General features: G+C 73.3%; 23 protein-coding genes and 1 tRNA gene. 16 read left to right on the top strand and 8 right to left on the bottom strand.

Annotation, left to right across the window (positions count from 1 at the left end; all coding sequences use genetic code 11):
• Nucleotides 1–76: 76 nt before the first annotated feature.
• The gene (gene wrbA, locus ACI79O_RS18990) at nt 77–679 is read right to left on the bottom strand and encodes an NAD(P)H:quinone oxidoreductase (RefSeq protein ID WP_456873816.1); all 603 of its coding nucleotides are present in this window, start codon (nt 677–679) and stop codon (nt 77–79) included.
• Nucleotides 680–786: 107 nt separating this feature from the next.
• Nucleotides 787–1,245 (bottom strand): GtrA family protein, encoded by a 459-nt coding sequence (locus ACI79O_RS18995; RefSeq protein ID WP_456892319.1) that lies wholly within the window; start codon nt 1,243–1,245, stop codon nt 787–789.
• Between the two features lie 166 nt (nt 1,246–1,411).
• Here ACI79O_RS18995 and ACI79O_RS19000 point away from each other — a divergent pair, with 166 nt between their 5' ends.
• The 9 genes from ACI79O_RS19000 (at nt 1,412) to ACI79O_RS19040 (ending at nt 16,597) form a co-directional block, all read left to right on the top strand.
• A complete protein-coding gene (locus ACI79O_RS19000) occupies nt 1,412–1,855 on the top strand; it encodes a VanZ family protein (RefSeq protein ID WP_456892320.1) in 444 nt (147 codons plus the stop codon).
• The gene (locus tag ACI79O_RS19005; RefSeq protein WP_456892322.1) at nt 1,852–2,733 is read left to right on the top strand and encodes a Rieske 2Fe-2S domain-containing protein; all 882 of its coding nucleotides are present in this window, start codon (nt 1,852–1,854) and stop codon (nt 2,731–2,733) included. The genes ACI79O_RS19000 and ACI79O_RS19005 overlap by 4 nt, the downstream gene beginning before the upstream one ends.
• A 28-nt stretch (nt 2,734–2,761) precedes the next feature.
• On the top strand, nt 2,762–3,622 hold the full coding sequence (locus tag ACI79O_RS19010; RefSeq protein ID WP_456892324.1) for a hypothetical protein: 861 nt from the start codon (nt 2,762–2,764) through the stop codon (nt 3,620–3,622).
• 942 nt (nt 3,623–4,564) lie between these two features.
• A complete protein-coding gene (locus ACI79O_RS19015) occupies nt 4,565–7,354 on the top strand; it encodes a tetratricopeptide repeat protein (RefSeq protein ID WP_456914921.1) in 2,790 nt (929 codons plus the stop codon).
• A 586-nt stretch (nt 7,355–7,940) separates the two neighbouring features.
• Nucleotides 7,941–10,946 carry an FxSxx-COOH system tetratricopeptide repeat protein gene (fxsT, locus tag ACI79O_RS19020; protein ID WP_456914922.1) on the top strand — a complete coding sequence of 1,002 codons (3,006 nt, stop codon included), beginning with the start codon at nt 7,941–7,943 and terminating at the stop codon, nt 10,944–10,946.
• Between the two features lie 181 nt (nt 10,947–11,127).
• Entirely contained in the window at nt 11,128–11,655 is a 528-nt protein-coding gene (locus ACI79O_RS19025; RefSeq protein ID WP_456914923.1) for a hypothetical protein, read from the top strand.
• Nucleotides 11,656–11,702: 47 nt separating this feature from the next.
• Entirely contained in the window at nt 11,703–14,651 is a 2,949-nt protein-coding gene (locus ACI79O_RS19030) for a tetratricopeptide repeat protein (RefSeq protein ID WP_456914924.1), read from the top strand.
• A gap of 107 nt (nt 14,652–14,758) precedes the next feature.
• Nucleotides 14,759–16,321 (top strand): helicase-related protein, encoded by a 1,563-nt coding sequence (locus ACI79O_RS19035; RefSeq protein WP_456914925.1) that lies wholly within the window; start codon nt 14,759–14,761, stop codon nt 16,319–16,321.
• 203 nt (nt 16,322–16,524) lie between these two features.
• A tRNA-Lys gene (locus ACI79O_RS19040) sits at nt 16,525–16,597 on the top strand.
• A gap of 194 nt (nt 16,598–16,791) precedes the next feature.
• On the opposite strand, the gene ACI79O_RS19045 is transcribed toward ACI79O_RS19040, so the two are convergent.
• The gene (locus ACI79O_RS19045) at nt 16,792–17,268 is read right to left on the bottom strand and encodes a hypothetical protein (RefSeq protein ID WP_456914926.1); all 477 of its coding nucleotides are present in this window, start codon (nt 17,266–17,268) and stop codon (nt 16,792–16,794) included.
• Between the two features lie 760 nt (nt 17,269–18,028).
• Here ACI79O_RS19045 and ACI79O_RS19050 point away from each other — a divergent pair.
• Nucleotides 18,029–18,655 (top strand): dihydrofolate reductase family protein, encoded by a 627-nt coding sequence (locus tag ACI79O_RS19050; protein ID WP_456892328.1) that lies wholly within the window; start codon nt 18,029–18,031, stop codon nt 18,653–18,655.
• Nucleotides 18,652–19,065 (top strand): VOC family protein, encoded by a 414-nt coding sequence (locus ACI79O_RS19055; protein ID WP_456892329.1) that lies wholly within the window; start codon nt 18,652–18,654, stop codon nt 19,063–19,065. Before ACI79O_RS19050 ends, ACI79O_RS19055 begins: the two co-directional genes overlap by 4 nt.
• Nucleotides 19,066–19,099: 34 nt before the next feature.
• Here the strand turns inward: ACI79O_RS19055 and ACI79O_RS19060 are convergent, their stop codons facing one another.
• Entirely contained in the window at nt 19,100–20,119 is a 1,020-nt protein-coding gene (locus tag ACI79O_RS19060; RefSeq protein WP_456892331.1) for an ABC transporter substrate-binding protein, read from the bottom strand.
• A 59-nt stretch (nt 20,120–20,178) separates the two neighbouring features.
• Nucleotides 20,179–20,694: a hypothetical protein gene (locus tag ACI79O_RS19065; protein ID WP_456914927.1), complete on the bottom strand. Its 516-nt coding sequence runs from the start codon at nt 20,692–20,694 to the stop codon at nt 20,179–20,181.
• A 164-nt stretch (nt 20,695–20,858) separates the two neighbouring features.
• On the opposite strand from ACI79O_RS19065, the gene ACI79O_RS19070 reads away from it, so the two are divergent.
• Genes ACI79O_RS19070 through ACI79O_RS19090 form a run of 5 tightly spaced genes read left to right on the top strand, consistent with a single transcriptional unit; the run spans nt 20,859 to nt 24,448 of the window.
• A complete protein-coding gene (locus ACI79O_RS19070) occupies nt 20,859–21,353 on the top strand; it encodes a DUF2975 domain-containing protein (RefSeq protein ID WP_456873824.1) in 495 nt (164 codons plus the stop codon).
• Nucleotides 21,353–21,598, top strand: coding sequence for a helix-turn-helix domain-containing protein (locus ACI79O_RS19075; RefSeq protein WP_456873825.1), 246 nt, complete (start codon nt 21,353–21,355; stop codon nt 21,596–21,598). The genes ACI79O_RS19070 and ACI79O_RS19075 overlap by 1 nt, the downstream gene beginning before the upstream one ends.
• Nucleotides 21,595–22,524 (top strand): ABC transporter ATP-binding protein, encoded by a 930-nt coding sequence (locus tag ACI79O_RS19080; protein WP_456914928.1) that lies wholly within the window; start codon nt 21,595–21,597, stop codon nt 22,522–22,524. The genes ACI79O_RS19075 and ACI79O_RS19080 overlap by 4 nt, the downstream gene beginning before the upstream one ends.
• A gap of 29 nt (nt 22,525–22,553) precedes the next feature.
• On the top strand, nt 22,554–23,312 hold the full coding sequence (locus ACI79O_RS19085; RefSeq protein ID WP_456892337.1) for a hypothetical protein: 759 nt from the start codon (nt 22,554–22,556) through the stop codon (nt 23,310–23,312).
• Nucleotides 23,309–24,448, top strand: coding sequence for an FAD-dependent oxidoreductase (locus ACI79O_RS19090; protein WP_456914929.1), 1,140 nt, complete (start codon nt 23,309–23,311; stop codon nt 24,446–24,448). Before ACI79O_RS19085 ends, ACI79O_RS19090 begins: the two co-directional genes overlap by 4 nt.
• Before the next feature lie 4 nt (nt 24,449–24,452).
• Here ACI79O_RS19090 and ACI79O_RS19095 read toward each other — a convergent pair whose 3' ends face one another.
• From ACI79O_RS19095 to ACI79O_RS19105, 3 genes are read right to left on the bottom strand one after another with little or no spacing between them, the layout of a single operon-like run.
• The gene (locus tag ACI79O_RS19095) at nt 24,453–24,953 is read right to left on the bottom strand and encodes a VOC family protein (protein ID WP_456892341.1); all 501 of its coding nucleotides are present in this window, start codon (nt 24,951–24,953) and stop codon (nt 24,453–24,455) included.
• Nucleotides 24,950–25,384: a GNAT family N-acetyltransferase gene (locus tag ACI79O_RS19100; protein WP_456914939.1), complete on the bottom strand. Its 435-nt coding sequence runs from the start codon at nt 25,382–25,384 to the stop codon at nt 24,950–24,952. Before ACI79O_RS19100 ends, ACI79O_RS19095 begins: the two co-directional genes overlap by 4 nt.
• Nucleotides 25,385–25,402: 18 nt before the next feature.
• Complete coding sequence (locus ACI79O_RS19105) at nt 25,403–26,773, bottom strand: cytochrome P450 (protein WP_456892343.1); 1,371 nt, start codon at nt 26,771–26,773, stop codon at nt 25,403–25,405.
• Nucleotides 26,774–26,955: the final 182 nt, after the last annotated feature.

Here is a 26,955-nt window from a genome sequence, read left to right on the forward strand (position 1 = left end):
CGTCCTCCCTCGTGGTGGGCCGTGAGGGAGGACGCGCCACGATCAGGTCACCTGATCCCGGACCGGGCCCACGCGATCAGGCGGCCAGCTTCGCGGTCACCTCCGCCAGGCGGCGCCCCTGGTAGCGGGCCGCCGCCCGCTCGGCGTCGGTCACCGTGGCCGACTTGCCGCCGGAGGCGTTGGAGACGCCGTAGGGGTTACCGCCGGCCTCGAACAGCAGCGGGTCGGTGTAGCCCGGCGGCACGATGACGGCGCCGAAGTGCGAGAAGACGTTGAACAGCGTGAGGATCGTCGTCTCGTTGCCGCCGTGGACGTTCTGCGCGCTGGTGAACGCCGTGGCGCCCTTGTTCGCCAGCTTGCCGGTGAACCACAGGCCGCCGAGGGTGTCGATGAACTGCTTCATCTGGCTGGCCGGCGTGCCGAAGCGCGTGGGGGTGCCCAGCGCGTACCCGTCGGCCCACTCGAGGTCGGCGGGCGTGGCCTCCTGCACCTCGCCGGCGGTGGCGTCGACGTGCGCGCGCCACAGCGGGTTGGAGTCGATGGCCTCCTCGGGGGCCAGCTCGGGCACCCGGCGCAGCCGGACCTCGGCCCCGGCCTCCTCGGCGCCCTCCGCGAGCGCGGACGCGAGCTGGTGCACGTTGCCGGTCGAGGAGTAGTAGACGACGGCGATCCTGGTCATGGGGTCCCTCTGTTCTGGTGTCCCGGACGGTCCGGTTCTGGTTGCGAGTTCAACCATCGATGCGGACCGTGCCCCCGCTTCTCGGCGTGTCAAACCTGCCGACTGATTCAGACCGAACGGGGGCGGAACACCCAGCGCAGGGCGATGAAGCGCAGCGTGCCGATGGTGGCCGTCACCGCGCCGATGACCAGGATCTCGGTGAGGATCGCCGGGTCCCGGACGACCGCGTTGAACCAGCTCAGCGCCAGGCTGGTGGCGACCACACCGAGGGCGGCGAGCGCGCCGCCCTCCCACTGGGCGGTCCAGAAGCGGACGTACTCGCCGGCGTGGAAGCTGATCCGCCGGTGCATCTCGTTGGCCAGCATCGACGAGAGGACCGAGCCGACCACGTTGGCGGGGACGTCGCCGAACCCGTTGAGCAGCCAGTACAGCAGCGCGTAGACGGCGCTGGAGACCCCGCCGACGAACACGAACCGCGAGAACTGGCCGACCACGCTGTCGGAGCGCACCAGGGCCGCGAGGTCACTGCTGGCCGCCGGGCGGTGCAGCAGTGACGGGCAGGTCACGGGCTCTCCTCCTCCGGGCGGCTGGTGCGGTCAGCATGCAGGGTGCCCCTGACAGTTGCCTGGGAGCCAGCGGTATACGCGCCGACACCCCCGCCGGACCGTGTCGATCACGTCACTCCGGGCGCGTCCAGCCTGCTCACAGGGTCTTCGGTCACCGTCGGCAGTCATGGACACCCGACCCGTGCTGACGACCGGGGCCGCCGTCGCGCTCGTGGCGGTGGCCGCCCTCACGCTGCTGCCCGCGGGCGCCGGCGGCTCCGAGTGGGGCTCGCCCGCCGTCGAGGTGCGCTGGTACCTCACCGGGCTGGACTCTCAGGCGACGGTGCTGCAGCTGCTGGGCAACCTGCTGCTGCTCGTGCCGCTGGCCGCCGTCGCCGTGCTGCGCTGGCCGGTGCTGCGCCGGCCCGCGGTGCTCGCGCTCGCCGCCGTCGCGGCCGGCGCCGCGATCGAGACGCTGCAGTGGGCGCTGCCGCTGGGCCGCGTGGTCTCCCCGCTGGACGCGCTGCTCAACGCCACCGGCGCCGTCGTCGCCGGACTGCTGGTCGCAGGCCTGCCCGGCGCCTGCACCCGGCATCACGGCCGGTCGGCGGGGGTAGGGAGCCGCGCATGAGCCTGATGGGTTTCCTCGACCGCCTCGCCGACGTGAGCACCTTCGACAAGGTCATCGAGTCGGCCCGCTCGGCCGTGCAGGCGGCGCTGAAGCCCGGAGCGCTCAAGGACGCCCTCCACGGCACCTGGCTGGGCCACCCGCTGCACCCGGTGCTCGTGCAGGTCCCCGTGGGCAGCTGGGCCTCCGCCGGGCTGCTCGACGCCATCCCGCCGCTGCGGCCCGCCGCCACCGTCCTCATCGGCACCGGCGTCGCCGTCTCGGTGCCCGCCGCGCTGTCGGGCGCGGCCGACTGGTCGGAGCAGGAGATCGGCGTCCGCCGGCTGGGGGCGCTGCACGCGGCGGCCAACACCGTCGCCCTCGGGCTCTACGTGGGCTCGCTGGTCGCCCGGTCCAGGGGCCGGGGGACGCTGGGCCGGGTGCTGTCCTACGCCGGGCTGGGCATCGCCACCGGCTCGGCGGCGGTCGGCGGGCACATGTCCTACGCGCAGTCCTCGGGCGCCTCGCACGCGGCCACCGCGGCCCGCGCGCTGACCTCCGACTGGATCGACCTCGGCCCGCTCGACGACCTGCCGGAGGGCCGGCCGGCGCTGCGGACCGGCACCGGCAGCGGCGTGGCCGTGCCGCTGGCCGCCGTCCGCCGGGGCGGGCGGGTCGACGTCTTCGTCGGGTCATGCTCCCACCTGGCCGGGCCGCTGTACGAGGGCAGCGTCGAGGAGGTGCGCGGGCACGCGTGCCTGGTCTGCCCGTGGCACGACTCCGCCTTCGACCTGGACGACGGCGAGCCCCGGCGCGGCCCGGCGGCCAACCCGCAGGAGAAGCTCGAGGTGCGGATGGACGCCGGGCACGTGTTGGCGCGGCTGCCCGCGCGGCACCAGTAGGGCCGCCGGCGCGCCTACCCTGCCCGGCATGAGGCGGACGGCGGCCGGGCTGGCGCTCCTGCTCTGCGCGGGGTGCGGTGCCGCCCCGGCGGTGTCGTCGGCCCCCTCCTCGACGGCGGCGTCGTCGTCCTCCACCGCGCTGTCCTCCGGCCCGCCGGTGCCGCCGGTCGCCGGCATCGAGGCGGTCGCCGTGCAGCTCCGCACCGACGAGGCCGTCGGCGGCCAGGTGCAGGTCCGGGTGACCGACACCGGCAGCGAGCCGTTCACGGTCACCTCCGTCGCGATCGACTCGCCCGGGTTCGCGCCGCTGCCCGACCGCGCGGTGACCGCGGCGTTCGTGCCGGGGCGCACCATCGACCTGCCGACGCCCTTCGGTGAGCCGGTGTGCGACCGCGCCGCCGAGCCCGCGGCCGCGCGACTGACCGTCGTCCGTCCCGACGGGCGCAGCGAGGTGCTGCGCGTGCCGCTCGCGGCCGAGGACCTCACCCGGATCCACGCCGAGACCTGCGCGGCGCGAGCGGTGCTCGCCGTCGCCGGGGTCACCGTGACCGGCCTGGCCCTCGAGGGCGAGACCGTCACCGGGTCGCTCCAACTGACCCGTGGGGGCGACGACGACCGCGCGGTCACCCTGACCCGCCTCGAGGGCAACGTGCTCTACGACGTCGACGCCGACCTGCCGGTGACGCTGACCGAGGGGGAGCCGGGCCGCGAGGTCGGGCTGACGTTCACGACGGCGCGCTGCGACGCTCACGCGCTGGCGGAGACCAAGCAGCCGCACCTGTTCCTGCTCGGCGTGCAGGTGGACGGCGAGGACGAGGTCACCGTGGACCTGCCGCTGGACCAGGCGCAGCGCGACGTGTTGTTCGCGCTGACGGAGAGCGCCTGCTGACCGACCCCTGACGTGGGACCGGTCCGGCCGGCCCGGGGGGAACGGGACGGCCGGACCGGGGTCTGGCGTGCCGGCGCCGTCCGGCGCCGCACTGGTGGTGACCGTAGGTAGTGGGCGACGGCGGCCACGATCCCCCGGACGGGTGCACCTCCCCGTCCGGGTGGTGACGGCGGGCACGGAGGGTTCCGACCGGGCTCCCAGGGGCACCCCCGCCGGGTGTTCCTCTTCTTCTCGAACCGGTTGGGCTGTCTCGGGTCCCTGCTCGTCTCGGCGGTGCTGACGATCGTCGTCCTGCTCGTCCTCGACGTGCTGTGACCGGCCGGTGACCGTCGTGCCCGTCTGGGAGACTCGACGGCAGCGGGCCTCGGGGGATTGTTGTTTCTATCCTGACCTGCCGCTTTGTTCTCCGTCTGCGCATTGACTCCCTGACCTGCTAAGACGCCCCGGCGCCGATCTTGGAACGTCGTTCGGCTGATCCTGGAATGTGCAAGAGCACGGCCGAGCCGACGTGATGCCTCACCAGACTTTCGATCGGGAGGTCGGTCCGGGATGTCGGGATTGGCCATCCCTGGAGCCGCCGGCCCGCGGCTCCATCTGGGGCACCGTCCGTACGGACGGTGCCCCAGGAGATGCTCGGACGCACCGGCGTCGGCTCTCAGGCGATAGGCCACGGGTCACCGCACCCCCCATGCTGGCCGCCTCGTCGACGTTCCGGCTGGCTGCCAAGCGGCACCTGCTGCTTCGCGCAAGAGGGGGCGTTGCCGCGCCGGCACGGCGTCGCCGGCGCGTGTCCGAGATGAGGAGGCGCTGATCGCTGTTTCCGACTCCACGGGTGGCCCTACGCTGCCGACCGTGACGCGCTGATTGGTCTCCTGCCCCGGTTTGGTCGGGTGCGGTCACGGCTGCCGGCTGGTCGCCGATGGCGCGGAGGGGGAACCGGCGATGACCGAGGACTTCGACGGCTCGGGTGGGGTCTTCCTGTCCTGGACGCGGGCCGACACGGAGCGGCGCGGCCCCCTGGGCGAACTCGTGGTTGCTCTGCGGGCGGCGGGGGTGCCGGTGTGGATCGACGACGTCGGGATCGAGCCGTTCGACTCCATCCCCGAGCGGGTGCGGTCCGGGCTGGCGCAGGCGAAGGTGCTGCTGGCCTGGTACTCGCAGGCGTATCCGACCCGGCGGGCGTGCCGGGAGGAGCTGACCCTGGCGCTGCTGGCCGCCGAGCGGTCCGGGCAGGGGGCCGGGCGGGTGCTGGTGGTCAACCCCGAGCCGGGGATGGGGCACGTGCTGGAGGCGCGGCTGCTGGACCGCCGCTTCGCCGGCCCGGACGACCTGGCCGACCTGCCGGGTCTGGCCGCCCGGATCGCCGAGCGCGTCGCCCAACACAGCACCCCGTTCGGTGACCTGCCCGCGCCGGGGCGGCCACGGTGGTACGGGGGTGCGGGTTGGGAGGGCGGCTCCACGCGGTTCGTCGGCCGGCTGGGGCAGCTGTGGGCGGTGCACGACCGGCTGCACCGCACGAGCGGGCTGGTCGGCCCCGGTGCCGCGGGCCGGTCGGTGGCGGTGGTCTCCGGCCTCGGCGGAATGGGCAAGTCGCTACTGGCCGTCGAGTACGCCCACCTGTTCAGCAGCCTCTACCCAGGTGGGGTGGTGTGGCTGTCGGCGGCCGGTAACGACCCCACCGGGACCCCACCCAGCCGCGATCAGACAACTGCGGCCGCGGACACCGCCTTCACCCAGCTGGCCACCGACCTGGGGCTGGACGTTGCGCACCTGGAGCCCGACCGGGTGCGGGAACGGGTCAAGACCGAACTGGACCGGCGAGGCGATGCGGTGCTGTGGATCGCCGACGACCTGCCCACCGGCCTCGATCCGGCCGGGCTGGACGCCTGGCGCTGCCCCGCCACCGTGGTGCACGAGATCCTCACCACCCGCGACCGCGCCCACACCCGCCTGGACGCCGTCGACCTCGACGTGCTCTCCCCCGCCGACGCCCTTGCCCTGCTCACCCAGAACCGCCCACTGCCGGCCGACGAACGCGAGCAGGCCCGGCTGCTCGCCGAGGATCTCGGCCATCACCCGCTGGCGTGCGACGTCGCCGGCCTCTACGTCGCCGGCGCCACGACCTTCACCGACTACCGGGAACTGATCAACGGCAGCCTGGCCGAGTTCGACGAGCTCGCCGACCTGGCCGACCAGCTGCCCGGTGGGCACGCCCGCCAGATCACCGCCACCCTCGCCACCAGCCTGCACCGGCTGGGCGAGGACGCCTGGACCCTGCTCCGCCTGGCCGGCCGGCTCGCCCCCACCGCCATCCCTCGCCACCTCGTCACCGACGTCCTCACCCGACTAACCGGCTCGAATCGGGAGGCTGAACGCGCAGTGGGTCGCGCCCTACGCGACCGGCATCGGGACGGGCTCTACAGCGCCGACCCGGACACCCAGACCGTCCTCGTGCACGTCCTGGTCCGCGCCGCCACAACCCTGCTCGACCCCCACCCCGACCATCAGGCAGCCATCCGCGCCGTCGCCGTCACCGCGCTACTCAACCGGTTCGCGGCCGCCGCGGACGACGTCCGCCGCCATCCGGCTCTGACCGACCTGGGCCCCCACGCCCGCCACCTCACGGCCGGACCTGACGCGCTGGTCGACGTCGATGCCGTGGAACTCCTCGGCTGGCTGGCCCGCTACGACTACGAAGCCGGCCGCCCCGCCGTCGCCGCCGAGGAATACGAACGCATGCTCACCGCCAACGAACGTCTCCTGGGCCCCGACCACCCCGACACCCTCACCAGCCGCGGCAACCTGGCCAGCGCCTACCAGGGCGCCGGACGGCTGGCTGAGGCCCTATCGCTGCACGAGCGCACACTGGCCGACAGCGAGCGGCTGCTGGGCCCCGACCACCCCGACACCCTGGGCAGCCGCAACAACCTCGCGGGCGCCTACCAGGACGCCGGACGGCTGACCGATGCCTTGACGCTGCTTGAGCGCACACTGGCCGACCGCGAACGCCTGCTCGGCCCCGACCACCCCGACACCTTGCGCAGCCGCGGCAATCTCGCTGGCGCCTACTGGGCCGCCGGCCGGACGGACCAGGCACTGCCACTGTTCGAGCGCACGCTGGCCGACCACGAGCGCCTACTCGGCCCCGACCACCCCGCCACCCTCACCGCCCGCAACAACCTTGCCCAGGGCTATCACGACGCCGGCCGGTTGGCCGAGGCCCTGCCGCTGTTTGAGCGCACCATGAACGACAGCGAGCGGCTGCTCGGCCCTCATCACCCCGACACCTTGCGCAGCCGCAACAACCTCGCTGTCGCCTACTCCGATGCCGGCCGCCTGGCCGAGGCGCTGCCGCTGTACGAGCGCACGCTGGCCGACCGCGAACGGCTGCTCGGCCCCGACCACCCCGCCACCCTGACCAGCCGCAACAATCTCGCCGAGGGCTACCGGGCCGCCGGACGACTCACCGAGGCGCTGCCGCTCCACAAGCGCACGCTGGCCGACCACGAGCGCCTCCTCGGCCCCGACCACCCCGCCACCCTCACCGCCCGCAACAACCTCGCCGTCGCCTACTCCGACGCCGGCCGCCTGGCCGAGGCGCTGCGACTGCACGAGCGCACGCTGGCCGACCGCGAGCGGCTGCTGGGCCCCGACCACCCCGCCACCCTCGCCAGCCGCAACAACCTCGCCGCCGCCCGCCACGCCGCCGGACGTCCAGTCAATGACCACTGACCCGCTGCAGGCGGCCTCGGATAGTGGCGTCGAGCAACGGTTCCGGGACCATCGTGACCGTCGATACCCGCGGTCCCGTGGAGAGGCCTATTCCAAGACCGCTAACATCCTCATCTCCGGGGTTTAGATGGCGCTGTCACGCCGACATCGCCACGGTGCCACAAGTCGTTGACCTGGGCAGTCACCTCAACGACTGAGATCTCCGCATACGGGCTGCCACACCGTCGAACCCGCCCCATCCGTAAGCTCATCCGTACGGACGCAGCGTTCGGATCCGCTCGGACACAGCCGATCTTGAGCACCGACGCGACAGACGTCAGGCCGACTTCCCCGCTGCACTGCGCCCTCGTCGGTGTCCCCATCCGTTGCCCTAACGGGGCCCGGTGTGGGTCGCAGCCTGGGCCCGGCTGGCGACCGCGGCCTGTCGTCGCCGCGGTGTCCGGCCGTGCGCTGGTCGCTGTTCCGGCTCAACTGGTGGCCCTACGCTGCCGGTCGTGACGCGGTGAGAGGCGATCCGTAGCCCACCAGGCTGGTGCGGTCACGTTCCTCGGCCTGCGTTCCTGGTCGCGCGGAGGGGGAACCGGCGATGACCGAGGCCACCGACGGGTCGGGCGGGGTGTTCGTGTCCTGGACCCGCCGGGACGAGCAGGAGGGCACCGACCGGCTGGCGGAGATGCGCCAGCTCGTGGAGCTGCTTGAGGAGTCCGGGGTGCCGGTGTGGATCGACGACGCCGGCATCGAGCCGTTTGACTCCATTCCCGACCGAGTGCGGTCCGGGCTGGCCGGCGCGAAGGTGTTGCTGGCTTGGTACTCGCAGGCGTATCCGACGCGCCGCCCGTGCCGGGAGGAGCTCACCCTGGCGCTGCTGGCCGCCGAGCGGGCCGGGCAGGGGCCGGGGCGGGTGCTGGTGGTCAACCCCGAACCCGGCCTCGACCACATCATCGAGCCGCGGCTGCTGGAGAGCCGGTTCGCCACCGCCGACGACCTGGCCGACCTGCCCGCGCTGGCGACACGCATCGCCCAGAAGGTCGCCGCCCAGCCCAGCCCGTTCGGCGCCCTGCCTGTACGTGGCCAGCCGCGCTGGCTGTACGGGGCGGCCGGCTGGAAGGACGGCTCCCGCCGGTTCGTCGGCCGCCTCGGCCAGCTGTGGACCATCCACGACCGCCTGCACCGCGACACCGACCTGGTCGGTGACGAGCCCGGCCGCGGCGTCGCGCTGGTCTCCGGGTTCGGCGGCATGGGCAAGTCCCTGCTGGCCGCCGAGTACGCCCACCTGTTCGCCGACCTCTACCCCGGCGGCGTCGTCTGGCTGTCCGCCGCCGGCAACGACGCCACCGGCGGCAGCCCCAGCCCCGAACAGGCTCGCGCCGACGCCGAGGCCCAGTACATCGAGCTGGCCACCACCCTCGGCCTCTCAGTGGCCAACCTCGAGCCCACGCTCGTGCGCCACCTGGTCGCCGCCGAACTCGACCGCCGCGGCGATCCCGTGCTGTGGATCGCCGACGACGTGCCCACGGGCCTCGACTCCGCCGGGCTGGGCGCCTGGCGCTGCTCGGCCACCGTCGTCCACGAGATTCTCACCACCCGGGACACAGCCCAGGGCTATCTACCCAGGGCGGTCGACCTCGACGTGCTGTCTCCCGCCGACGCCCTCGCCCTGCTCACCCAGGGCCGCGCCGTGCCCGAGGACGAGCGCGAACAGGCGGGGTTGCTGGCCGAGGACCTGGGCCATCACCCGCTGGCCTGCGACGTGGCCGGCCTCTACATCGCCGGCACCGGGTCTACCGTCACCGCCTACCGGGCGCGCCTGCGGGCCGACCTGGGCCGCTTCGACCAGCTCGCCGCCCGGCTGGCCGACCAGCTGCCCGGCGGACACGCCCGCCAGATCACCACCACCCTCGCCACCAGCCTCGACCGGCTCGGCGACGACGCCTGGACCCTGCTGCGCCTGGCCGGCCAACTCGCCCCCACCGCCATCCCACGCCAGCTCATCGCCGACGTGTTCGCCCGACGGGCGCCCTCCGACGACGAGCCTGACAGCACGGACATCGACGTCGAGGACGCCGTCGACGGGGCACTGCTTGACCCGCACCGCGACGGGCTTTACAGCGTCGACCCGGCCACCCAGACCGTCCTGGTGCACGTCCTCGTCCGCGCCGCCGCCACCCTCCTCGACCCCCACCCGGACCACCAGGCACCCATCCGCGCCGCCGCCGTCGCCGCCCTACTCGACCAGTTCGACGACGCCGCCACCGACGTCCGCCGCCATCCGGCCCTGACCGATTTGGCCGCCCACGTCCGCCACCTCACGGCCGGACCTGACGCGCTGGGCGACGAGGGCTCCGTGGATCTGCTCGGCTGGCTGGCCGGCTACGACCACGAAGCCGGCCGCCCGGCCCTCGCCGCCCAGGAGTGGGAGCGCACGCTGGCCGACTACGAGCGGATGCTCGGCCCCGACCACCCCACCACCCTGACCAACCGCGGGAACCTGGCCAACAGCTACCGGGCCGCAGGGCGACTGGCCGAGGCGCTGCCGCTGCTCGAGCGCACCCTGGCCGACTGCGAACGGATGCTGGGCACCAACCACCCCAACACCCTGACCAGCCGCAACAACCTCGCCGAGGGCTACCGGGACACCGGCCGGCTGGACCAGGCCCTGCCGCTGCTCGAGCGCACCCTCGCCGACAGCGAGCGGATCCTGGGCCCCAACCACCCCGACACCCTGACCAGCCGCAACAACCTCGCCCTCGCCTACCGGGCCGCCGGACGGCTGGACCAGGCGCTGCCGCTGCTCGAAGGCACGCTGGCCGACTGCGAGCGGATCCTCGGCCCCGACCACCCCACCACCCTGACCAGCCGCGGGAACCTCGCCGAGGGCTACCGGGATGCCGGGCGACTGGACCAGGCGCTGCCGCTGCTCGAACGCACACTGGCCGACAGCGAGCGGATCCTGGGCTCCGACCACCCCGACACTCTCACCAGCCGCAACAACCTCGCCACCGCCTGCCACGGCGCTGGGCGACTGAACGAGGCGCTGCCGCTGTACGAGCGGACGCTGGCCGATCAAGAAGGGCTGCTGGGCCCCGACCACCCGAACACCCTGGCCAGCCGCAACAACCTCGCCGAGGGCTACCGGGCCGCCGGCCGGCTGGATCAGGCGCTGCCGCTGCACGAGCGCACGGTGGCTGACTGCGAGCGGCTGCTCGGCCCCGACCACCCGAACACCCTGACCAGCCGTAACAACCTCGCCGCCGCCCACCACGCCGCCGGCCGGCCTGCCGAGGCACTCCCGCTGCTTGAGCGCACGTTGGCCGACCACGAGCGGGTGCTGGGCCCCGAGCATCGGCAACTGGCCGTGGTGCTCCACGGACTGGGCCAGGTCCGCGCCGCGCTCGGCGACCTCCCGGGGGCCGCAGCCACACTGGCCCGGGCTGTCCGCATCGACACTGCCGCCTACGGGCCGGACCATCCCGAGGTCGCCACCGATCTCGACGCCCTCGCCGCCGTCCAGGAGCGGCAAGGGGACGTCGCCGCGGCGGAAGCCACCCGGCGGGAGGCCGCGCGCATCCGTCATGCTCATCCGGAGCAGTGACCTGGGCAGGAGAACGACGCCCGCGGCCGGCTGCCAACCCCAAGAGAGCACCTCCGCGAACCTCCACCCGAGGGCCGTCTGGGAGCCTCCGTCCGGGCCACCCGGTCAGCAAGGGTCGGGAAAGCGGCACCCTCACTGTCGCCGCTGTCTGGGATGGTCCGGGAGTCCTACGCTGCCTCGCATGGCGCGGTGGGGGGCAGACAGCGTGCAGGTCGGCCTGCAGTTGGGCGTGGTCACGGTGGCCGGTACCTGGAAGCCGAAGGACGAGGAGCGCCGGGCGGCCTGGGAGCTCTACGTCGAGCTGGCCACGAGGATCGCGGTGGTGCCCCTGGCGCCGGGTGAGGGGCTGCTGCGCGAGGCACTGTCCAGCCTGTACTCGCTGTTCGGCATCACCCGCGACGTGCTGCGCCGCTACGGCCCCGGCGTGGCCCGGCCGCGGCCGGAGGGTGAGTACAGCTTGGGGGAACTGGCGGTGCTGGTGCTCAACTACGAGCTGCGGCCGCTGCTGGCCCGCTGGCATCCGCTGCTGGAGACCTGGGAGGCCGACCGCCCGGCCGAGCGGTCGCAGACCGCCCACGAGGACGCCTGGGAACACGCCGACCGGCTGCGCGGTGAGCTGGAGCAGACCCGGCAGCGGCTGGTCGGCTACGCCGACCTGCTCGCCGACGCCGCCCGCGTCCCGCCGCTGAGCGCCTACCCCACGCCCTGACCCGGCCGGTCGATCGCTTGACGGGAGACCCAGCGGTGAGGACGGACTTGGGCGACGCCGGTGGGGTGTTCGTGTCGTGGACCCGCCGGGACGAGCAGGAGGGCACCGACCGGCTGGCGGAGATGCGCGAGCTGGTGGAGCTGCTCTGGGAATGCAAAGTGCCGGTGTGGCTCGACGACGCCGAGATCGGCCCCTTCGACCCCATCCCCGAGCGGGTGCGGGCCGGGCTCAGTGACTCGCGGGTGATCCTGGCGTGGTACTCGGCGGCGTACCCCACGCGTCGAGCGTGCCGGGAGGAGCTGACCCTGGCACTGCTGGCCGCCGAGCGGGCCGGGCAGGGTTCGGGGCGGGTGCTGGTGGTCAACCCCGAACCGGGCATGGATCACGTGCTGGAGGCGCGGCTGCTGGACCGCCGCTTCGCCGGCCCCGACGACCTGGGCGACCTGCCGGCGCTGGCCGCCCGGATCGCCGAGCGCGTCGCCCAACACAGCACCCCGTTCGGTGACCTGCCCGCGCCGGGGCGGCCGCGCTGGTACGGCGGCGCCGGCTGGGAAGGCGGATCGCACCGGTTCGTCGGCCGGCTCGGGCAGCTGTGGGCCGTGCACGACCGGCTGCACCGCACCACCGGGCTGGTCGGCCCCGGCACCGCGGGGCGGGCCGTCGCCGTCGTCTCCGGGTTCGGCGGGATGGGCAAGTCGCTGCTGGCCGTCGAGTACGCCCATCTGTTCGCCGACTGCTACCCCGGCGGGGTGGTGTGGCTGTCCGCTGCCGGTAACGACCCCACCGGCACCCCACCCACGCCCGAGCAGACCCAGGCCGCCGCCGACAGCGCCTTCACCCAGCTGGCCACCGACCTAGACCTGGACGTCGCGCACCTGGAACCCGACCGTGTCCGCGAAAGGGTCAAGACCGCCCTCGACGAGCGCGGGCAGCCGGTGCTGTGGATCGCCGATGATCTGCCCACCGGCCTGGATGCGGCCGGGCTGGACGCCTGGCGCTGCCCGGCCGCGGTGGTGCACGAGATCGTCACCACCCGCGACCGCGCCCACACCCGCCGCGATGCCGTCGACCTCGACGTGCTTTCCGAGCCTGACGCCCTTGCCCTGCTCACCCAGGGCCGCCCGCTGCCCGACGACGAACGCGAGCAGGCCCGATTGCTGGCCGAAGACCTCGGCTGGCATCCGCTGGCCTGTGACGTCGCCGGCCTCTACATCGCCGGCGCCACCACCTTCACCGCCTACCGGGAGCTCATCAACGGCAGCCTCGCCGAGTTCGACGAGCTCGCCGCCGACCTGGCCGACCAGCTCCCCGGCGACCACGCCCGCCAGATCACCGCCACCCTGGCCACCAGCCTGCGCCGGCTCGGTGACGACGCATGGACCCTGCTACGCCTCGCTGGACAACTCGCCCCCACCGCCATTCCTCGCCAACTCGTTGTTGACGTCTTCCGCCAACGCACAGTCTCGAACGGCAAGGCCAACCGTTTGGTCAACCGCGCGCTGCATGACCCGCATCGAGACGGGCTCTACAGCGCCGTTCAGACCACGCAGACCGTCCTCGTGCACGTCCTCGTCCGAGCCGCCGCCACCTTCCTCGACCCACACTCCGATGACCAGGCGCGAATCCGCGCCGCCGCCGTCACCGCGCTGAACGACCGCTTCGGCGATGCCGCGGCCGACGTCCGCCGCCACTCGGCTCTGACGGACCTCGCCCCTCATGCTCGCCACCTCACGAGTGCCCCCAGACTTGACACCGGTCAGGATCTGGCACTCCTCGATTGCCTCGCCCGTTACGACGGCGCGGCCGGGCGCCCCGCCGTCGCGGCCGAGGAGTTGAAGCGTGCCCTCACCGACCGCGAACGGCTGCTGGGCTCCGGCCACCCGGACACCGTGAGTAGTCGCGGCAATCTCGCCTACGCCTATGCGGAGGCGGGCTGGGTGGACCGGGCTGTGCCGCTGCACGAGCTGACCCTCGCCGACTGTCTGCAGCTGTTGGGCCCCAACCACCCCAACACACTGACCAGCCGCAACAATCTCGCCAACGCCTACTGTTCAGCTGGTCGGTTTGACGAGGCGCTGGCGGAACACAGGCGCACGCTTACCGACCGCGAACAGGTCCTCGGCCCTGACCACCCCGACACCTTGAAGAGCCGCGGCAACCTAGCCAACGGCTATCTTCAGAGTGGCCATCCACACCAGGCATTACCGCTGTACGAGGGCATCAGGGCTGATCTCGAGCGCCTTCTCGGTCCTGAGCACCCTGACACTCTGAAACTCCACAACAACCTGGCCACTGCCTATAGCAGGGTCAGCCGCCTGGCGGAGGCTGTGACGCTGCATGAACGGACTCTTGCTGCCCGAGAACGCATCCTCGGCCCCGACCACCCCGACACCCTGGAAAGCCGCCACAACCTGGCCAACGCCTATCTTCAGGGTGACTGTCCACACCAGGCATTACCGCTGTACGAGGGCATCAGGGCTGATTTCGAGCGCCTTCTCGGTCCTGAGCACCCTGACACCCTGAAACTCCACAACAACCTGGCCACTGCCTATGACAGGGTCAGCCGCCTGGCGGAGGCTGTGACGCTGCATGAACGGACTCTTGCTGCCCGAGAACGCATCCTCGGCCCCGACCACCCCGACACCCTGAGCAGCCGTCACAACCTCGCGACAACGTATAGGAAGGCCGAACGATCAGGAGAAGCCGTGTCGCTACACGAGCAGACGCTCGCGGCCAGAGAGCGCTTGTCGGGGCCCGACCACCCCGACACCCTCACCAGCTGCAATAACCTCGCCAATGCCTACTTCTCAGCGGGCCGACCAGACGCAGCGATGACGCTGCACGAGCGGACTCTTGCCGCCCGAGAACGCGTCCTAGGTCCATACCATCCCGACACCTGGAGCAGCCGCGAGAACCTAGCCATCATTCGCCGGAGCAGTCCTTTCCAGGGGAAACGCCGTCCGAGGTGGATACCGTCTTGGTGGCGCAAGCGGTGATCGTTTGTGGGGTCGGCGTACCGGGTCGAGGAACACCGCGCTGATCGTGCAGAGGGGGAACCGGCGATGGCCGAGGACACAGCCACGACGGGCGGGGTGTTCGTGTCGTGGACGTGCTCGACCAGACCCTCCTTGACGACGACAACGAGGATGAACTCGACGAGGATCAGCCCACCGTCAAGGACACCGACGCCGTCCCGCTCACAGAGCAGGACCTTCAGGACATGCGCGAGTACGCCGACCGCATCGCACGGGTGCGAGACACCAAGTTCGCCGCTCTGGAGCTCGAACTGGACGAGGCCCGCGGAGCGGGCCACAGCACCATCGTTTTCACCCAGTTCACCGACACGCTCGACTCGCTGCGCGACCGTCTCCACCCGCGATACCGCAGCCAGCTCGGCACCTTCACCGGCGACGGCGGACGGGTCTATCGCGAGCACGAGGGCTGGGTCGACATCAGCAAGCGCGACCTCGTCGAGGCGATCCGCGCCCGAGCCGTGACCGTCCTGCTCGCGACCGACGCCGCCAGCGAGGGACTGAACCTCCAGACGTGCAGCTACCTCGTCAACTACGACATGCCCTGGAACCCGATGCGCGTCGAGCAGCGCATCGGCCGCATCGACCGGCTTGGACAGACCCGCAACACGATCGTCGTCCGCAACTTCTTCATCGAAGGAACCGTCGAGGAGGCGGTCTACCGCGCTCTCGCGAACCGCATCGACCTGTTCAGCGGGATCGTCGGTGGACTCCAGCCGATCCTGGGCGCTGTCGAAGGCGCCTTCCGTAGCGTCTTCCGCGCGCCGAAGAGCGAGCGCGCTCAAGAGCAGGCAGCGGGCATTCGCAGCCTCATCACGTTGGTGGACGACAACCCCGCGAGCAGCATCCCCCTGGATGCCGACGAGGACCCGCTGCCGATCCCGCCGCCCCAGCCGAGCCCCGTCTCCCTCGCCGACATCCGCGATGTCGTCATCGAACGCCTCGGGGAGGTGCTCGACCAGCCTGACCGCCCGATCACAACCAACCTGGCCCGCGCTAGCCGCGACCCGGAGAGCTGGGTGGCCCTTGCCACCTACGGGCACCCCATGCTCGCCGCCGCGCTCGCCAAGCACGCCGACGGCGGGTTTCAGGGCCCGCTCGTCGTTCTCGAGGACGGATCCGCCGGACCCGCCGTCGCGTACCGCGCCGACACCGTGCCTCCCCGTCCGGCGACTCGGCTCGCCGACGTCGACGAGCTTGGCCCCTCCGTCAGCCGTACGGAGGCGGAGGCGGCCGCAGCAGTCGAGCTCACGAGAGCTGTCTCAGCACGCCAGCAGCGCGAAGCAGCCGTCGCCCGCAACAGGCAAGACGACGCTCTCAGCCGCATCCGCGAGCGGTACGTCGCCCTGGTTCACGAGATCCTCCACGACGCCGCCGCCGCATCCCGCGCGCAGGGAGACACAGACGAGCCGGGCCTGCTGTGGCTCGACCTCAAGAACGAGAACAGCTCGCTGCGGTACCTCGACGCGCTCCGCCAGCGGCTCGGCGTCGGAAAGGGGCCCCTGCTGCGCAAGCCGCTCGACGACGAGTCCCTGCTAGACGAGACCGAGTGGGCGCGCCGGAGATACGGGTACAGCGAGCGCGTCAAGGCACTTGCCGCCGAAATCAACCAGCTCGCCGCATCGGAAGGCTGACCGACCTGCAATGCGAGCTTCCGAAGGTGCGGCTGCGCCGGCGGCGGCATGGGCAGAGTGAAGCCAGCGTCGGCGATGAGCTCCGGGTGGCGGGCCACTGAGCTGCCGTAGGCTCGCGGGGTAGGCGGGATCCGGCACCTGACCACGGAGATAACCCCGAGGGAAATCCCGAGGCCAACACCGATCGAAAGACGGATCCCCCCGGGCCTCTAGCTCAACTGGCAGAGCAGCGGACTTTTAATCCGCGGGTTGTGGGTTCGATCCCCACGGGGCCCACCCTGCTGACCTGCAAGGGTCCAGCACTACGCAGTTGTTGCCCGGAGGCCGGTGCCAGTGTGACGACGGGTTCGGGTGGCGCGCCGCGGTCACCTGGCGGCAGGTGCACCACTACGGCTGGGGCCGGCACCTGACCTCGGTACGGCCGGAGCACGTGCGCCTGCCGTGACCACCGGCGCCTGAAGCACCTGCGGCTACGGCGTCAGCGCCGCGCACGGGGTCTCGCCCTCCAGGTACGAGTGGCGGCCGTGGTAGTCGACGACGTTCTCGTGGCCACCGAAGGTGAAGATGATGCCCGCGTCATGTTGGACGACCCGGCCGTCCGGTCCTGTGACGTGCGCAAGCAGGCCGACCTTGCGGTGGCCGGTGTCGGCGTAGTCGAAGTCCGTCCAGTGGGCGGATTGGTGGATCGTGATCCCGTTGGCACTGAAGTCGGCGTCGTAGGTGATGTGCACCTGGGCGCGGACGAAGTCCCCGTCCGCGTCGAACACGACCGTGTAGGTGCCTCTCACGAACTCGTCCACGACCACGGGGAAGTCGCAGATTGCGGGCTCGACGAACGGCGGTGGGTCTTCGGTGAAGCTGCTGTGCTCGACGGTCACCGGGGCAGCCAGGGCCGGGCCGGCACTGGCCGCGAGTCCGCCGGCGGCGGCCGCTACTGCGATGAACACCCGGCGACCACGCATCTCGGCCTCGATCCATCAGCGGGCCCGTCAGTCGAGCCGACGAGGGGCCGGCCTCCTCGCGGCGCTCACGGAGGCACAGGGTCGTTGGCCCCTCCGGGCTGTGTGCGCCAGCAGAGACCTTCCCCACCTGGACAGGTCACCGCACCCCGGGCGTGAAACCCTCGGGCGGGGCCGTGTCTCGACCGGACAGCACGGGGCCCCGCCGTCATGCAGACAGTGGGGCCCCGCAGTGACCTGCCGATCAAGCCCACCTGTAGCCGCGCATCTGCTTACCTCCCCGCTCGCTGGTTGTTCCGTCACCGGTGAGTCCGGCTGACCGTGGGGCTGTTGACGGTACGGCGGTCGCCCTAGGGCCCGAGGACCCTTGCTCGCGTGTCTCCAGCGGCGTGTTGCACGATCCCGCCGGGTGGACCCGTCGACAGCAACCGTGGAACGTGGGTCCGCGTCCTCCTGCTCAGGGTGGGGAGGCCCCGGACGGTGTGGCTTCTCCTGGCGGGGCCGTTCTGTTGTGGTGCCGTTTGTGTGCCAGTGCAGACCGTTCATGGTCGTCCGGCATCGGTCGTTGTGGTCTCGTGACCGTGCTGACCTGCGACTCTGTACGGAGTGAACGACCCCGAACGGTGTCCCTCAGAGCTCCGATCCGCGGGTTGTGGGTTCGATCCCCACGGGCCCACCGGAGGCTGCGACGTCCGCTTCCGCGGCGCAACGCCCGATGAGTCCTGTGTCCGGTGTCGGTCGGAACCACATGAGCGTCGGGACCCAGTCGATCCGGCTGGACATGACCGTGTCCCTCGACGGCTTCGTCGTCGGGCCGGAGGACAGCCCGCAGGAGCCGATGGGCATCGGCGGCTTCCGGCTGTTCAACTGGCTGGACCACCGACTCGACCCGGGACCGAACGGGCAGGTGTTCGCCGAGTCGATGGCGACGAGGGCCGTCGTCTCGGGACGCCGCACCTACGAGCACGCCGGCCACTGGAACGGCGACCACCACGACGGCGTCCCGGTCTTCGTGCTCACCCACCAGGTGCCGGAGGAGCCTCCCCCGGGCAGCGTGCGCTTCGTCACCGACGTCCGCGCCTGCGCCGCGCAGGCCCGCGCCGCCGCCGGTGACGCCGACGTGCTGGTCCTCGGCGCCGGCGCCGCCCAGGCGCTGCTCCGGGCCGGTGAGCTCGACGAGATGGAACTGCACGTCGTCCCCGTCCTCCTCGGCGGCGGACGACGGCTGTTCGACCACCTGCCCGCCGAGCGGACCGAGCTGGAGCTGACCCGCGAGCTGAACGCCGCCGATGCCGATCCGGAACACCGGGTCCTGCACCTCCGCTATCGGATACGGCGACCGCTCCCGACGTCGGACGCGGGAGGGGACCGATGAGGACGTTGCACGTGGGCCTCCGGGTCGCCGATCCCGAGCGGGCGCTCGCCTTCTACACCGCCGTCGGCTACGAGGTGGTCGGCCGGGTGCCGGACACCCCGGTCGGACATCTGACGATGCTCAAGCTGCCCGACGACGACGTGGTGCGCATCGAGCTCGTCTTCGACCCCACCGGGGCTCCCGGGGACCGGGGGAGCGGCCTCAGCCACCTGGTCGTCTCGGTGGAGTCGATGCACGCCACGGTCGCCGACCTCAGGACGAAGGGCATCGAGGTCGCGGACCCCACGTCGCCCGACGACTCGGCGGACTTCCTGACCGCCTGGATCACCGACCCCGACGGCAACCGGATCGAGCTGGTCCAGTGGCCCGCCGGGCACCCCGACGGTCTCACGGCGGCCGACTGGGCGTGACCGCGCCGGAGGCGTCGCGCCGGAGCGCGAGCGCTCAGCCGAGGGCCGGCACCGCGGTGGACGGGTCGCCGTCGGCGGCAGCGGCCAGGGCCGGAACCACCTCGTCCAGCAGGTAGGGCAGCGACAGGGGGCTGCCGAAGCCGAGCGCGGCGGACACGTCGCCGGAGTAGCCGCCGAGCAGGACCGTGCGGCCCTGGGTCACCACGTCGAGGACCGAGAACAGCCGGTCCGCGTCGGCGTCCGCCTGGTCGTACCCGTTCACCGCCAGCACGTCGGCCTCGAGCAGGTCCAGCCGCTCCTGGCTGACGTCGGTGCTGGCGTCGGGGACGGTGAAGCCGAGGTCGCTGAAGAACTGGGTCCGCAGGTCGTCCCGGCCGAGCAGGTAGTGGCCCGAGCCGACACCGGTCAGGTCCACGGCGAGCGAGCGGTCGGCGAAGCCGGGGTTCTCGTCGACGGCCTCCTGGAACCGGCCCTCGACGTCGTCGACCAGCTGCTGCGCCTCGTCCTCGCGGCCGAGCGCCTGGCCGATGAGCAGCGTCTGCTCCTGCCACGGGGTGGCTCCGTCGGCGTACTCGTCGGTCTGCGCGAGCGTGGGCGCGATGCCGGACAGCTGGTCGTAGACCGTCTGGTCCATGAAGGAGTAGACGCCCACGATCAGGTCGGGCTCCAGGGCGGCGACGGCCTCGAGGTCGATCTCCTCACCGCCCACGGTCGGGACGTCCTCCGCCGGGAGCAGGTCCTCCGCCCAGGGGCGGGTCGTGGCGTCGTAGTCCCCCAGGAGTTCGCGTTCCCCGACCGGCGTCACGCCTAGGGCCAGCACGAAGTCCTGGTCGTTGAAGCCGACGGTGACCACGCGCTGCGGTTCCTCGGGGATCTCCGTGGTGCCGTACTTGGTCTCGATCGTGACCGGGAAGGCGCCCGACGAGGAGGATCCCGCGGCGGGTGCGGAGCCGTCCTCCGACCCGCCGCAGGCGGTCAGACCTGCTGACAGGGCCAGGACGGCGAGGGGAACCACGAGACGGGACGGCCGCAGCGGGGCCGGACGATGAGACACCAGGCGAGGTTAGCCTGGCCTAAGTAATGGCCGCGTGGTCGCCCCGGCGCGGGCCGGCGTCAGTACTCGGTGCACTCCCCGGCGGGCAGGTCGGGGTGGCCGTGGAGCACCAGGCTCGTGCCGCCAGCGTCCTGCACGTCGACGTACGGGTCGGCGATGCCGTGCCCCTGCAGCCAGGCGACCGTGCCCTCGCACACGGCGACCGCCTGCTGCGCCTCCGGGCTCCCGGCCCCGCTGCCGGGGTCGACGAGGCTGGTCCGGACCGCGACCCGGCCGGGCTCGGTCCGCTCGGCGGAGACGATCGCCGCGCCCCACACGGCGCCCCCGGCGGCGGTCCGCAGCTCCTCGGTGACGTCGCCGACCTCCGCGACCGGCGGTGCCTCACCCCCGGACGGCGCCGGCACCACGGACGGGCTCCCGCCGGGCGGCGTCGTCGTCGACGTGGCGGCGGGCTCGTCCGCGCCGTCCTGCCCGGTCGCGAGGATGCCGACGACCGCGAGGACGGCGACGAGGTCGGCCGCGACCAGCGCCCACCTGAGCCAGGGCCTGCGCTTCTGGCCTGCGCCCCCGTTCATCCCGCGGACCCTGGTGCGGACTCCCCGCCCCCGGGCCCCTCTCCGTCGTCGCGGTTCCCGGCCGTCCGGTCCGGTGGCACGACGATCACACCACCGGGGTGAACGCATCGCGACACGATGCCTATCGATTGACATTCGATAGATCATCCGTGACAGTCGGCGGCATGCAGACGGTGCGTCGGGCGGTCGGACCGCTCAGGGTCCTGCTCGCGGTGGTCTTCCTCGCCCTGGTGGGTGCCCAGGCGTGGGCGGTGCCCCGGATGGTCCCCGACCTGGCCGACCCCTCGCTGGAGCAGTCGGTCGTGCGGTGGGTGATGACGGCCGCCGCGGTGCTCGCGCTGCTGTGCGTGCAGGTCGTCATCGTGTGCACCTGGCAGCTGCTGACGCTGGTCACCACCGACCGCATCTTCAGCGACGGCGCCTTCCCCTGGGTCGACGCCATCGTCGGCGCGATGGCCGCGGGGTGGGCGATGCTCCTGGGCACCTGGGTCTGCGTCTACTACTTCATCGTCGACGGCGTCAGCGACGACGCGGCGCTGTTCGTGATCCTGCTGGTGCTGCTGCTCGTGGGCGCCGTCGTCGGGCTGCTCATGGTGGTGATGCGCGCCCTGCTGCGGCAGGCCACGGCACTGCGCACCGACATGGAAGCGGTCATCTGATGCCCATCGTCGTGCGCATCGACGTCGAGCTGGCCCGGCGGAAGATGAGCGTGGGGGAGTTCGCCGACCGGGTCGGCCTCACCCCGGCCAACGTGGCGGTCCTCAAGAACGGCCGCGCCAAGGCCGTCCGCTTCAGCACCCTCGAGGCGATGTGCCGGGTGCTCGACTGCCAGCCCGGCGACCTGCTCGAGTGGGTCCCCGACGGCCAGGACGCGCCGCAGGCCGCCCAGGAGGCCCACCGGTGATCACCGTCCGCGGGCTGACCAAGCGCTACGGCGCCGTCCTCGCCGTCGACGACCTCACCTTCGACGTCGAGCCGGGGAAGGTCACCGGCTTCCTCGGTCCCAACGGGGCCGGCAAGTCCACGACGATGCGCGCGGTGCTCGGCCTGGACCGGCCGACGGCGGGGACAGCCCTGGTCAACGGGCGCCCGTACGCGGCGCTGGCCGAACCGCTGCGCGAGGTCGGGGCGATGCTCGACCCCGGCGCGGTCCACCCCGGCCGCACCGGCCGCGCCCACCTGCGCGTGGCCGCGCGGACCAACGGCATCCCGCGGCGCCGCGTCGACGAGGTGGTCGAGCAGGCCGGGCTGGGCGCCGCGGCGCGCCGCCGGATCGCCGGCTACTCGCTGGGCATGCGCCAGCGCCTCGGCATCGCCGCGGCCCTGCTCGGCGACCCCGGCGTGCTCCTGTTCGACGAGCCGGTCAACGGCCTCGACCTCGACGGCGTCCGCTGGATCCGCGGGTTGCTGCGCCGGCTCGCCGACGAGGGCCGCACCGTGCTGGTGTCCAGCCACCTGCTGAGCGAGGTCGAGCAGACCGCCGACCGGCTGGTGGTCGTCGGCCGCGGCCGCCTGGTCGCCGACACGACCACCGCGGAGCTCCTGCGCGGCCTCGGTGGTCGCCGGGTCCGGGTCCGGTGTGCCCGGCCCGACCTGCTGCTCCCCGGGCTCCGGGCGCGTGGAGCCGCCGTCGAGCAGGTCGACGCGCACGAGCTGCAGGTCGAGGGGATCGGCGCCGAGGAGGTGGGCGAGGTCGCGGCCTCCGCGCAGGTCCCGCTGCACCACCTGTCGGAGGTCCGGCAGTCCCTCGAGGAGGCCTACCTGGCGCTGACCGCCGGCAGCGTGGAGTACGCCGGCCGCGACGAGGCGCCCGCGGGGGTGGCCCGGTGACGGCGGTCCTGGCGCGCGGAGCCGGTCGGGTGCCGGCCCGGCGCGTGCTCGCCCGCACCTGCGCCGCCGAGTGGACCCGGCTGTGGACCGTCCGCACCAGCTGGTGGTTCCTGCTGGCGGCCGCCGTCGTCCTGGTCGGCCTCGGGGTCGTCGCCGGGGTGGAGGCGGCCGCCGACCCCGTGTCGTCCGGGGGTGACCCGGTCTGGCCCGGGGTGACCGCCTTCGTCATGCCCGCCCAGTTCGCGCTGCTCGGCCTGGCCCTCACGGCGGTCACCGCCGACCACGCCACCGGCGGGATCGTGCCCACCCTGCAGTGGACGCCCCGCCGTGGCCTCCTGCTCCTCGCCCGCGCGGCGGTGGCGGTGGGCACGGCCACCGTCGCGGGTGTGCTGCTCGCCCTGGCCTCCGCCCTCGCCGCGCACGCGGCCCACCCCGACCTCACCCTGCCGGTCGACCAGGGGCTCGACGCGGTGGGCACCGTCGCGCTCGTCGTGGCCGCCGGTGCCGCGCTCGCGGTCGGGCTGGGTGCCCTGCTGCGCAGCACCGCCGGCGCACTCGTGGTGGTCTTCCTGCTGGTGCTGGTCCTGCCCCTGGTCCTGCCCCAGTTCGGCCAGGCGTGGGCCACCACGCTGGCCGAGGCGCTGCCCGGCTCCGGCGCGGCGTTCCTGCTCTTCGGCGGCGAGCCGGCGGGGATGACGTGGACGTCGTCGGTGACCGTCCTGCTCGCCTGGGCCGCCGGCGCCCTGCTGCTCGGCTGGCTGCGGTTCACCCGGGACGACGTCCGGTGAACGCCGACGTCCTGGTGGTCGGCGCCGGGCTGGCCGGGCTGCACACCGCGACGCAGCTCGCCCGCCGCGGGCACGACGTCCTGCTCGCCGACCGGCGGACCGTGCTCTCCGGCGCCGTCCGCACCACGGGGATCTTCGTCCGCAAGACGCTCGACGACTTCCCGCTGCCCACGGAGCACCTCGGCCCGCCCATCCGGCGGACGGTGCTCTACCCGCCCGCGCTGGACCGCCCGGTGGTCCTCGACAGCGACCGCGACGAGTACCGGGTGGGCGACATGGGCCCGCTGTACGACGCCGGCGCCCGCGCCGCCGCCGACGCCGGCGTGCGGATCGCCCTGGGCACCCGCTACACCGGCCGGGACGGCGGCACCTGCCTGCTCGCCGGCCCCGGTGGGCCGGTGCGCGTGCGGGCCCGCTTCGTCGTCGGCGCCGACGGGGCCCGCTCCCGGGTGGCCCGCGACCTGGGCCTGGACCGCAACACGCACCTGCTGGTGGGCGCGGAGGAGGTCTTCCCGGTCACCGGCAGCGCGGGGCCGCCGGCCTTCCACTGCGTCCTCGACCCCACGCTCGCGCCCGGCTACCTGGCCTGGGTGGTCGACGACGGCCGGCACGCCCACGTCGGCGTGGCCGGGTACGCCGACCGCTTCCCCGACGGCCTGCGCCGGGCCCTGGCGCGGTTCCGCGCGACGGCACCCGGGCTGGCCGGCGTGGCCGTAGCCGGCGACGTCGAGCGGCGCGGGGGCCCGATCCCGGTGGGCGGGCTGCTGCGGCGGATCGCCTGTGCCGACGGGCTGCTCGTCGGGGACGCCGCGGGCGCGGTCTCCCCGCTCACCGCCGGCGGCCTCGACCCCTGCCTGCGGCTGTCCGAGCACGCCGTCGACGTCCTCGACGACGCGCTGCGCGCCGGGCGGTCCGACGCGCTGGCGCACTACGACGGAGCCGCGCTGCGCCGGCGCTTCCGGGGCCGGCTCGCGCTGCGCCGGGGGCTGGCGCAGGTGCGCACGCCCGCGATGGCGACGGCGGCGTTCGCGCTGCTGCGCACGCCGCCGGGCCGCGCCGCGGCCTGCCGCGTCCTCTTCGGCGACCGCTCGTTCCCGACGGTCGCCCGGACCGTGCCCGCCGCGGCGGCGGTGTGAGGGATCAGAGCACGGTGGAGCCGTACATCTCGCCGAGCGGGTCGGCGATCAGCTCGATGCGGGCGCCGTCGGGGTCGCGGAAGTAGACCGAGACGCCGCTGTGGACCTCGTGCTCGACGCCGGCGTCGGTGAGCCGCTGCACCAGCTCCTGCCAGCGCTCGGGCTCGACGCTGATCGCCATGTGGTGCAGCCCGCCGAGCACCTCGGCGTACGGGCCGACGTCCAGGCCGGGGAAGTCGAAGAAGGCCAGCAGGTTGCCGTGGCCGATGTCGAAGAAGAAGTGCGAGGAGCCGGGGTAGTCGCGGTTCTCGATCAGCTCGGTGAGCGGGAAGCCGAGCACGTCCTGGAAGAACCGGATCGTCCGCTCGACGTCGCTGCTGATCAGCGCGGTGTGGTGCAGGCCGCGCGCGGTCGAGGCGGGGCGCTCGTCGGCGGGCCTGAGGTGCGCGGCGCGGATGCGGTCGCGCTCGGCGTCCAGGGCCGCCAGGTCGCGGGTCTGGGTCATCTCGGGGTCACCTCGGGTCGGGGGTCGGCGGGCAGCCTGAACTGGGCGCGGCGGTGGGCGGGGACGAGGTCGAGGTAGTCGGGGTGGTGCTCGATCCAGGCGCGGATGAACGGGCAGAACGGGAGCACCGCCCCGCCCTCCGCGCGGACGGCGTCCAGCGCCCGCCGGGCGAGCACGGACCCGAGCCCCCGGCCCTCGAAGGCCGGGTCGATCACGGTGTGGGTGAACGACACCGACGACGGCGTCCGCCGGTACTCGGCGAACCCGGCGACCTCGCCGTCCACCAGCACCTCGAAGCGGGAGGCATCGGGGCGGTCGACGACCTGCGCTGCGTTGTCGGTCACGGCTGTCCTCCGGTCGTCGGGGGCTCCGGTCGGCAGGGGCTCCGGTCGGCAGGGGCATCGTGGCGCAGGACGGCGGGGCGTGACCAGGGTGCGGCGGCGCGGCGGTCAGGCCGGGACGTGCGGGCGACCGGGCGCCGGGGCCGGCGCGGCGCGGCCCAGGACCACCGGCAGGGCCTCGTGGCCGCGCAGGACGATCGTGCCGCGGCGGCGGGACGGCCCCGCCGGTGCGAGGTCGGGGAACCGCTCGAACAGCGCCTGCAGCGCGACCTCCCCCTCCATCCGCGCGAGCGCGGCGCCGAGGCAGAAGTGGATGCCGCTGGAGAAGGCGACGTGGTCGCGGGCGTTGGCACGGGTGACGTCGAAGACGTGCGGGTCGGCGAAGACGAGCGGGTCGCGGTTCGCCGCGGCCAGCACCAGGATCACCAGGTCGCCCGCGCGGACCGGGACGCCGGCGACCGTGGTGTCGCGCAGCGCCCGCCGCCCGGTCCGCTGCACCGGTGACTCGACCCGCAGCACCTCGTCGACGGCGTTGGGCCACAGCGCGGGGTCCGCGGCGAGCAGGCGGCGCTGGTCGGGGTGGGCGAACAGCAGCGCGGCGCCGTTGCTGACCAGGTTGACCGTCGTCTCGAAGCCGGCGCCGAACACCAGTGCGGCGGTGGCCAGCAGCTCCCGCTCGGTGAGCGCGCTGCCGTCGTCGTCGGCCGCGGTGACGAGGGCCGACAGCAGGTCCTCGCCGGGGTCGCGGCGCAGCCGCCGCAGGTGCCCGCGGAACCAGGCGTCGAGCTCGGCGAGGTTGCGCTCCACCTCGCGGTGGGTGCGCCAGGACACGCCCATGTCGAGGCTCGGGGTGGCCCCGTCGGCCCAGGCGAGGAACTGCTCGCGCATGCCCACCGGCACCCCGAGCACCTCGGAGATGACCGTGACCGGCAGCAGGCTCGCGTAGCGCGCGACCAGGTCGACCGGCCCGCCGGGCGCGGCGGGGCCGTGCTCGAGGTCGTCGAGCAGCTCGTCGGCGATCGAGCGCGTGCGCTCGCGCAGCCGGGCGACGGCGCGGGCGCTGAAGGCGCGGCTGACCAGCCGGCGGTAGCGGGTGTGCTCGGGCGGGTCGACGGCCAGCATCGACGGCGCGTCGATCGGCCCCACGCTCGGCCGGGGGCCGGCCAGCCGCAGCGCGGCCCGCAGCACCGGCGGCAGGCCCTCGGTGCGCGACCCGCCGATCTGCCCGAAGTCGGGGCTGCGCAGCACCTCGGTGCACACGGCGTGGTGGACGCTGACCTTGGAGAACGCGCCGCCCACCAGCGGCGCGGGACGGCGCAGCCGCTCGTAGTGCGCGTACGGGTGCTCCCGGACGGCGGGGTCGCGGAGCACCTCGGCGTCGGGGTTGCCGGCGCGGGCGCGGGCCCGGATCGCCAGCCGCATCACCCCGTGCGTCGCGGCCCAGCGCACCGTGCCGCGTGCCGTCGACCCCGCCGTCATCCCGCCGCCTCCCGTGTGCCCGCGGGCCGGTACCGCTCGGTACGGCCGGGCACCGCCATCCTGCGCAGCGCGCCCGCCCGCCGTCCACCCGGCCGGTCCCCGGGGACGCGCCGGGGACTTGAGCCGAACCGGCGTCACCGCGCGGTTTCGGCACATCCCCACGCTCCGCGCAGCGTGACACG

The sequence above is a fragment of the Geodermatophilus sp. SYSU D00696 genome (genome assembly GCF_054050235.1).

Coding starts and splice junctions, on each gene's coding strand:
- ACI79O_RS19095 (WP_456892341.1), bottom strand. CDS start 24,953: ATGACCCAGACCCGCGACCTGGCGGCCCTGGACGCCGAGCGCGACCGC.
- ACI79O_RS19010 (WP_456892324.1), top strand. CDS start 2,762: ATGAGGCGGACGGCGGCCGGGCTGGCGCTCCTGCTCTGCGCGGGGTGC.
- ACI79O_RS19005 (WP_456892322.1), top strand. CDS start 1,852: ATGAGCCTGATGGGTTTCCTCGACCGCCTCGCCGACGTGAGCACCTTC.
- ACI79O_RS19025 (WP_456914923.1), top strand. CDS start 11,128: ATGGCGCGGTGGGGGGCAGACAGCGTGCAGGTCGGCCTGCAGTTGGGC.
- ACI79O_RS19070 (WP_456873824.1), top strand. CDS start 20,859: ATGCAGACGGTGCGTCGGGCGGTCGGACCGCTCAGGGTCCTGCTCGCG.
- ACI79O_RS19050 (WP_456892328.1), top strand. CDS start 18,029: ATGAGCGTCGGGACCCAGTCGATCCGGCTGGACATGACCGTGTCCCTC.
- fxsT (WP_456914922.1), top strand. CDS start 7,941: ATGACCGAGGCCACCGACGGGTCGGGCGGGGTGTTCGTGTCCTGGACC.
- wrbA (WP_456873816.1), bottom strand. CDS start 679: ATGACCAGGATCGCCGTCGTCTACTACTCCTCGACCGGCAACGTGCAC.
- ACI79O_RS19065 (WP_456914927.1), bottom strand. CDS start 20,694: ATGAACGGGGGCGCAGGCCAGAAGCGCAGGCCCTGGCTCAGGTGGGCG.
- ACI79O_RS19055 (WP_456892329.1), top strand. CDS start 18,652: ATGAGGACGTTGCACGTGGGCCTCCGGGTCGCCGATCCCGAGCGGGCG.
- ACI79O_RS19105 (WP_456892343.1), bottom strand. CDS start 26,773: ATGACGGCGGGGTCGACGGCACGCGGCACGGTGCGCTGGGCCGCGACG.
- ACI79O_RS19015 (WP_456914921.1), top strand. CDS start 4,565: ATGACCGAGGACTTCGACGGCTCGGGTGGGGTCTTCCTGTCCTGGACG.
- ACI79O_RS19075 (WP_456873825.1), top strand. CDS start 21,353: ATGCCCATCGTCGTGCGCATCGACGTCGAGCTGGCCCGGCGGAAGATG.
- ACI79O_RS19000 (WP_456892320.1), top strand. CDS start 1,412: ATGGACACCCGACCCGTGCTGACGACCGGGGCCGCCGTCGCGCTCGTG.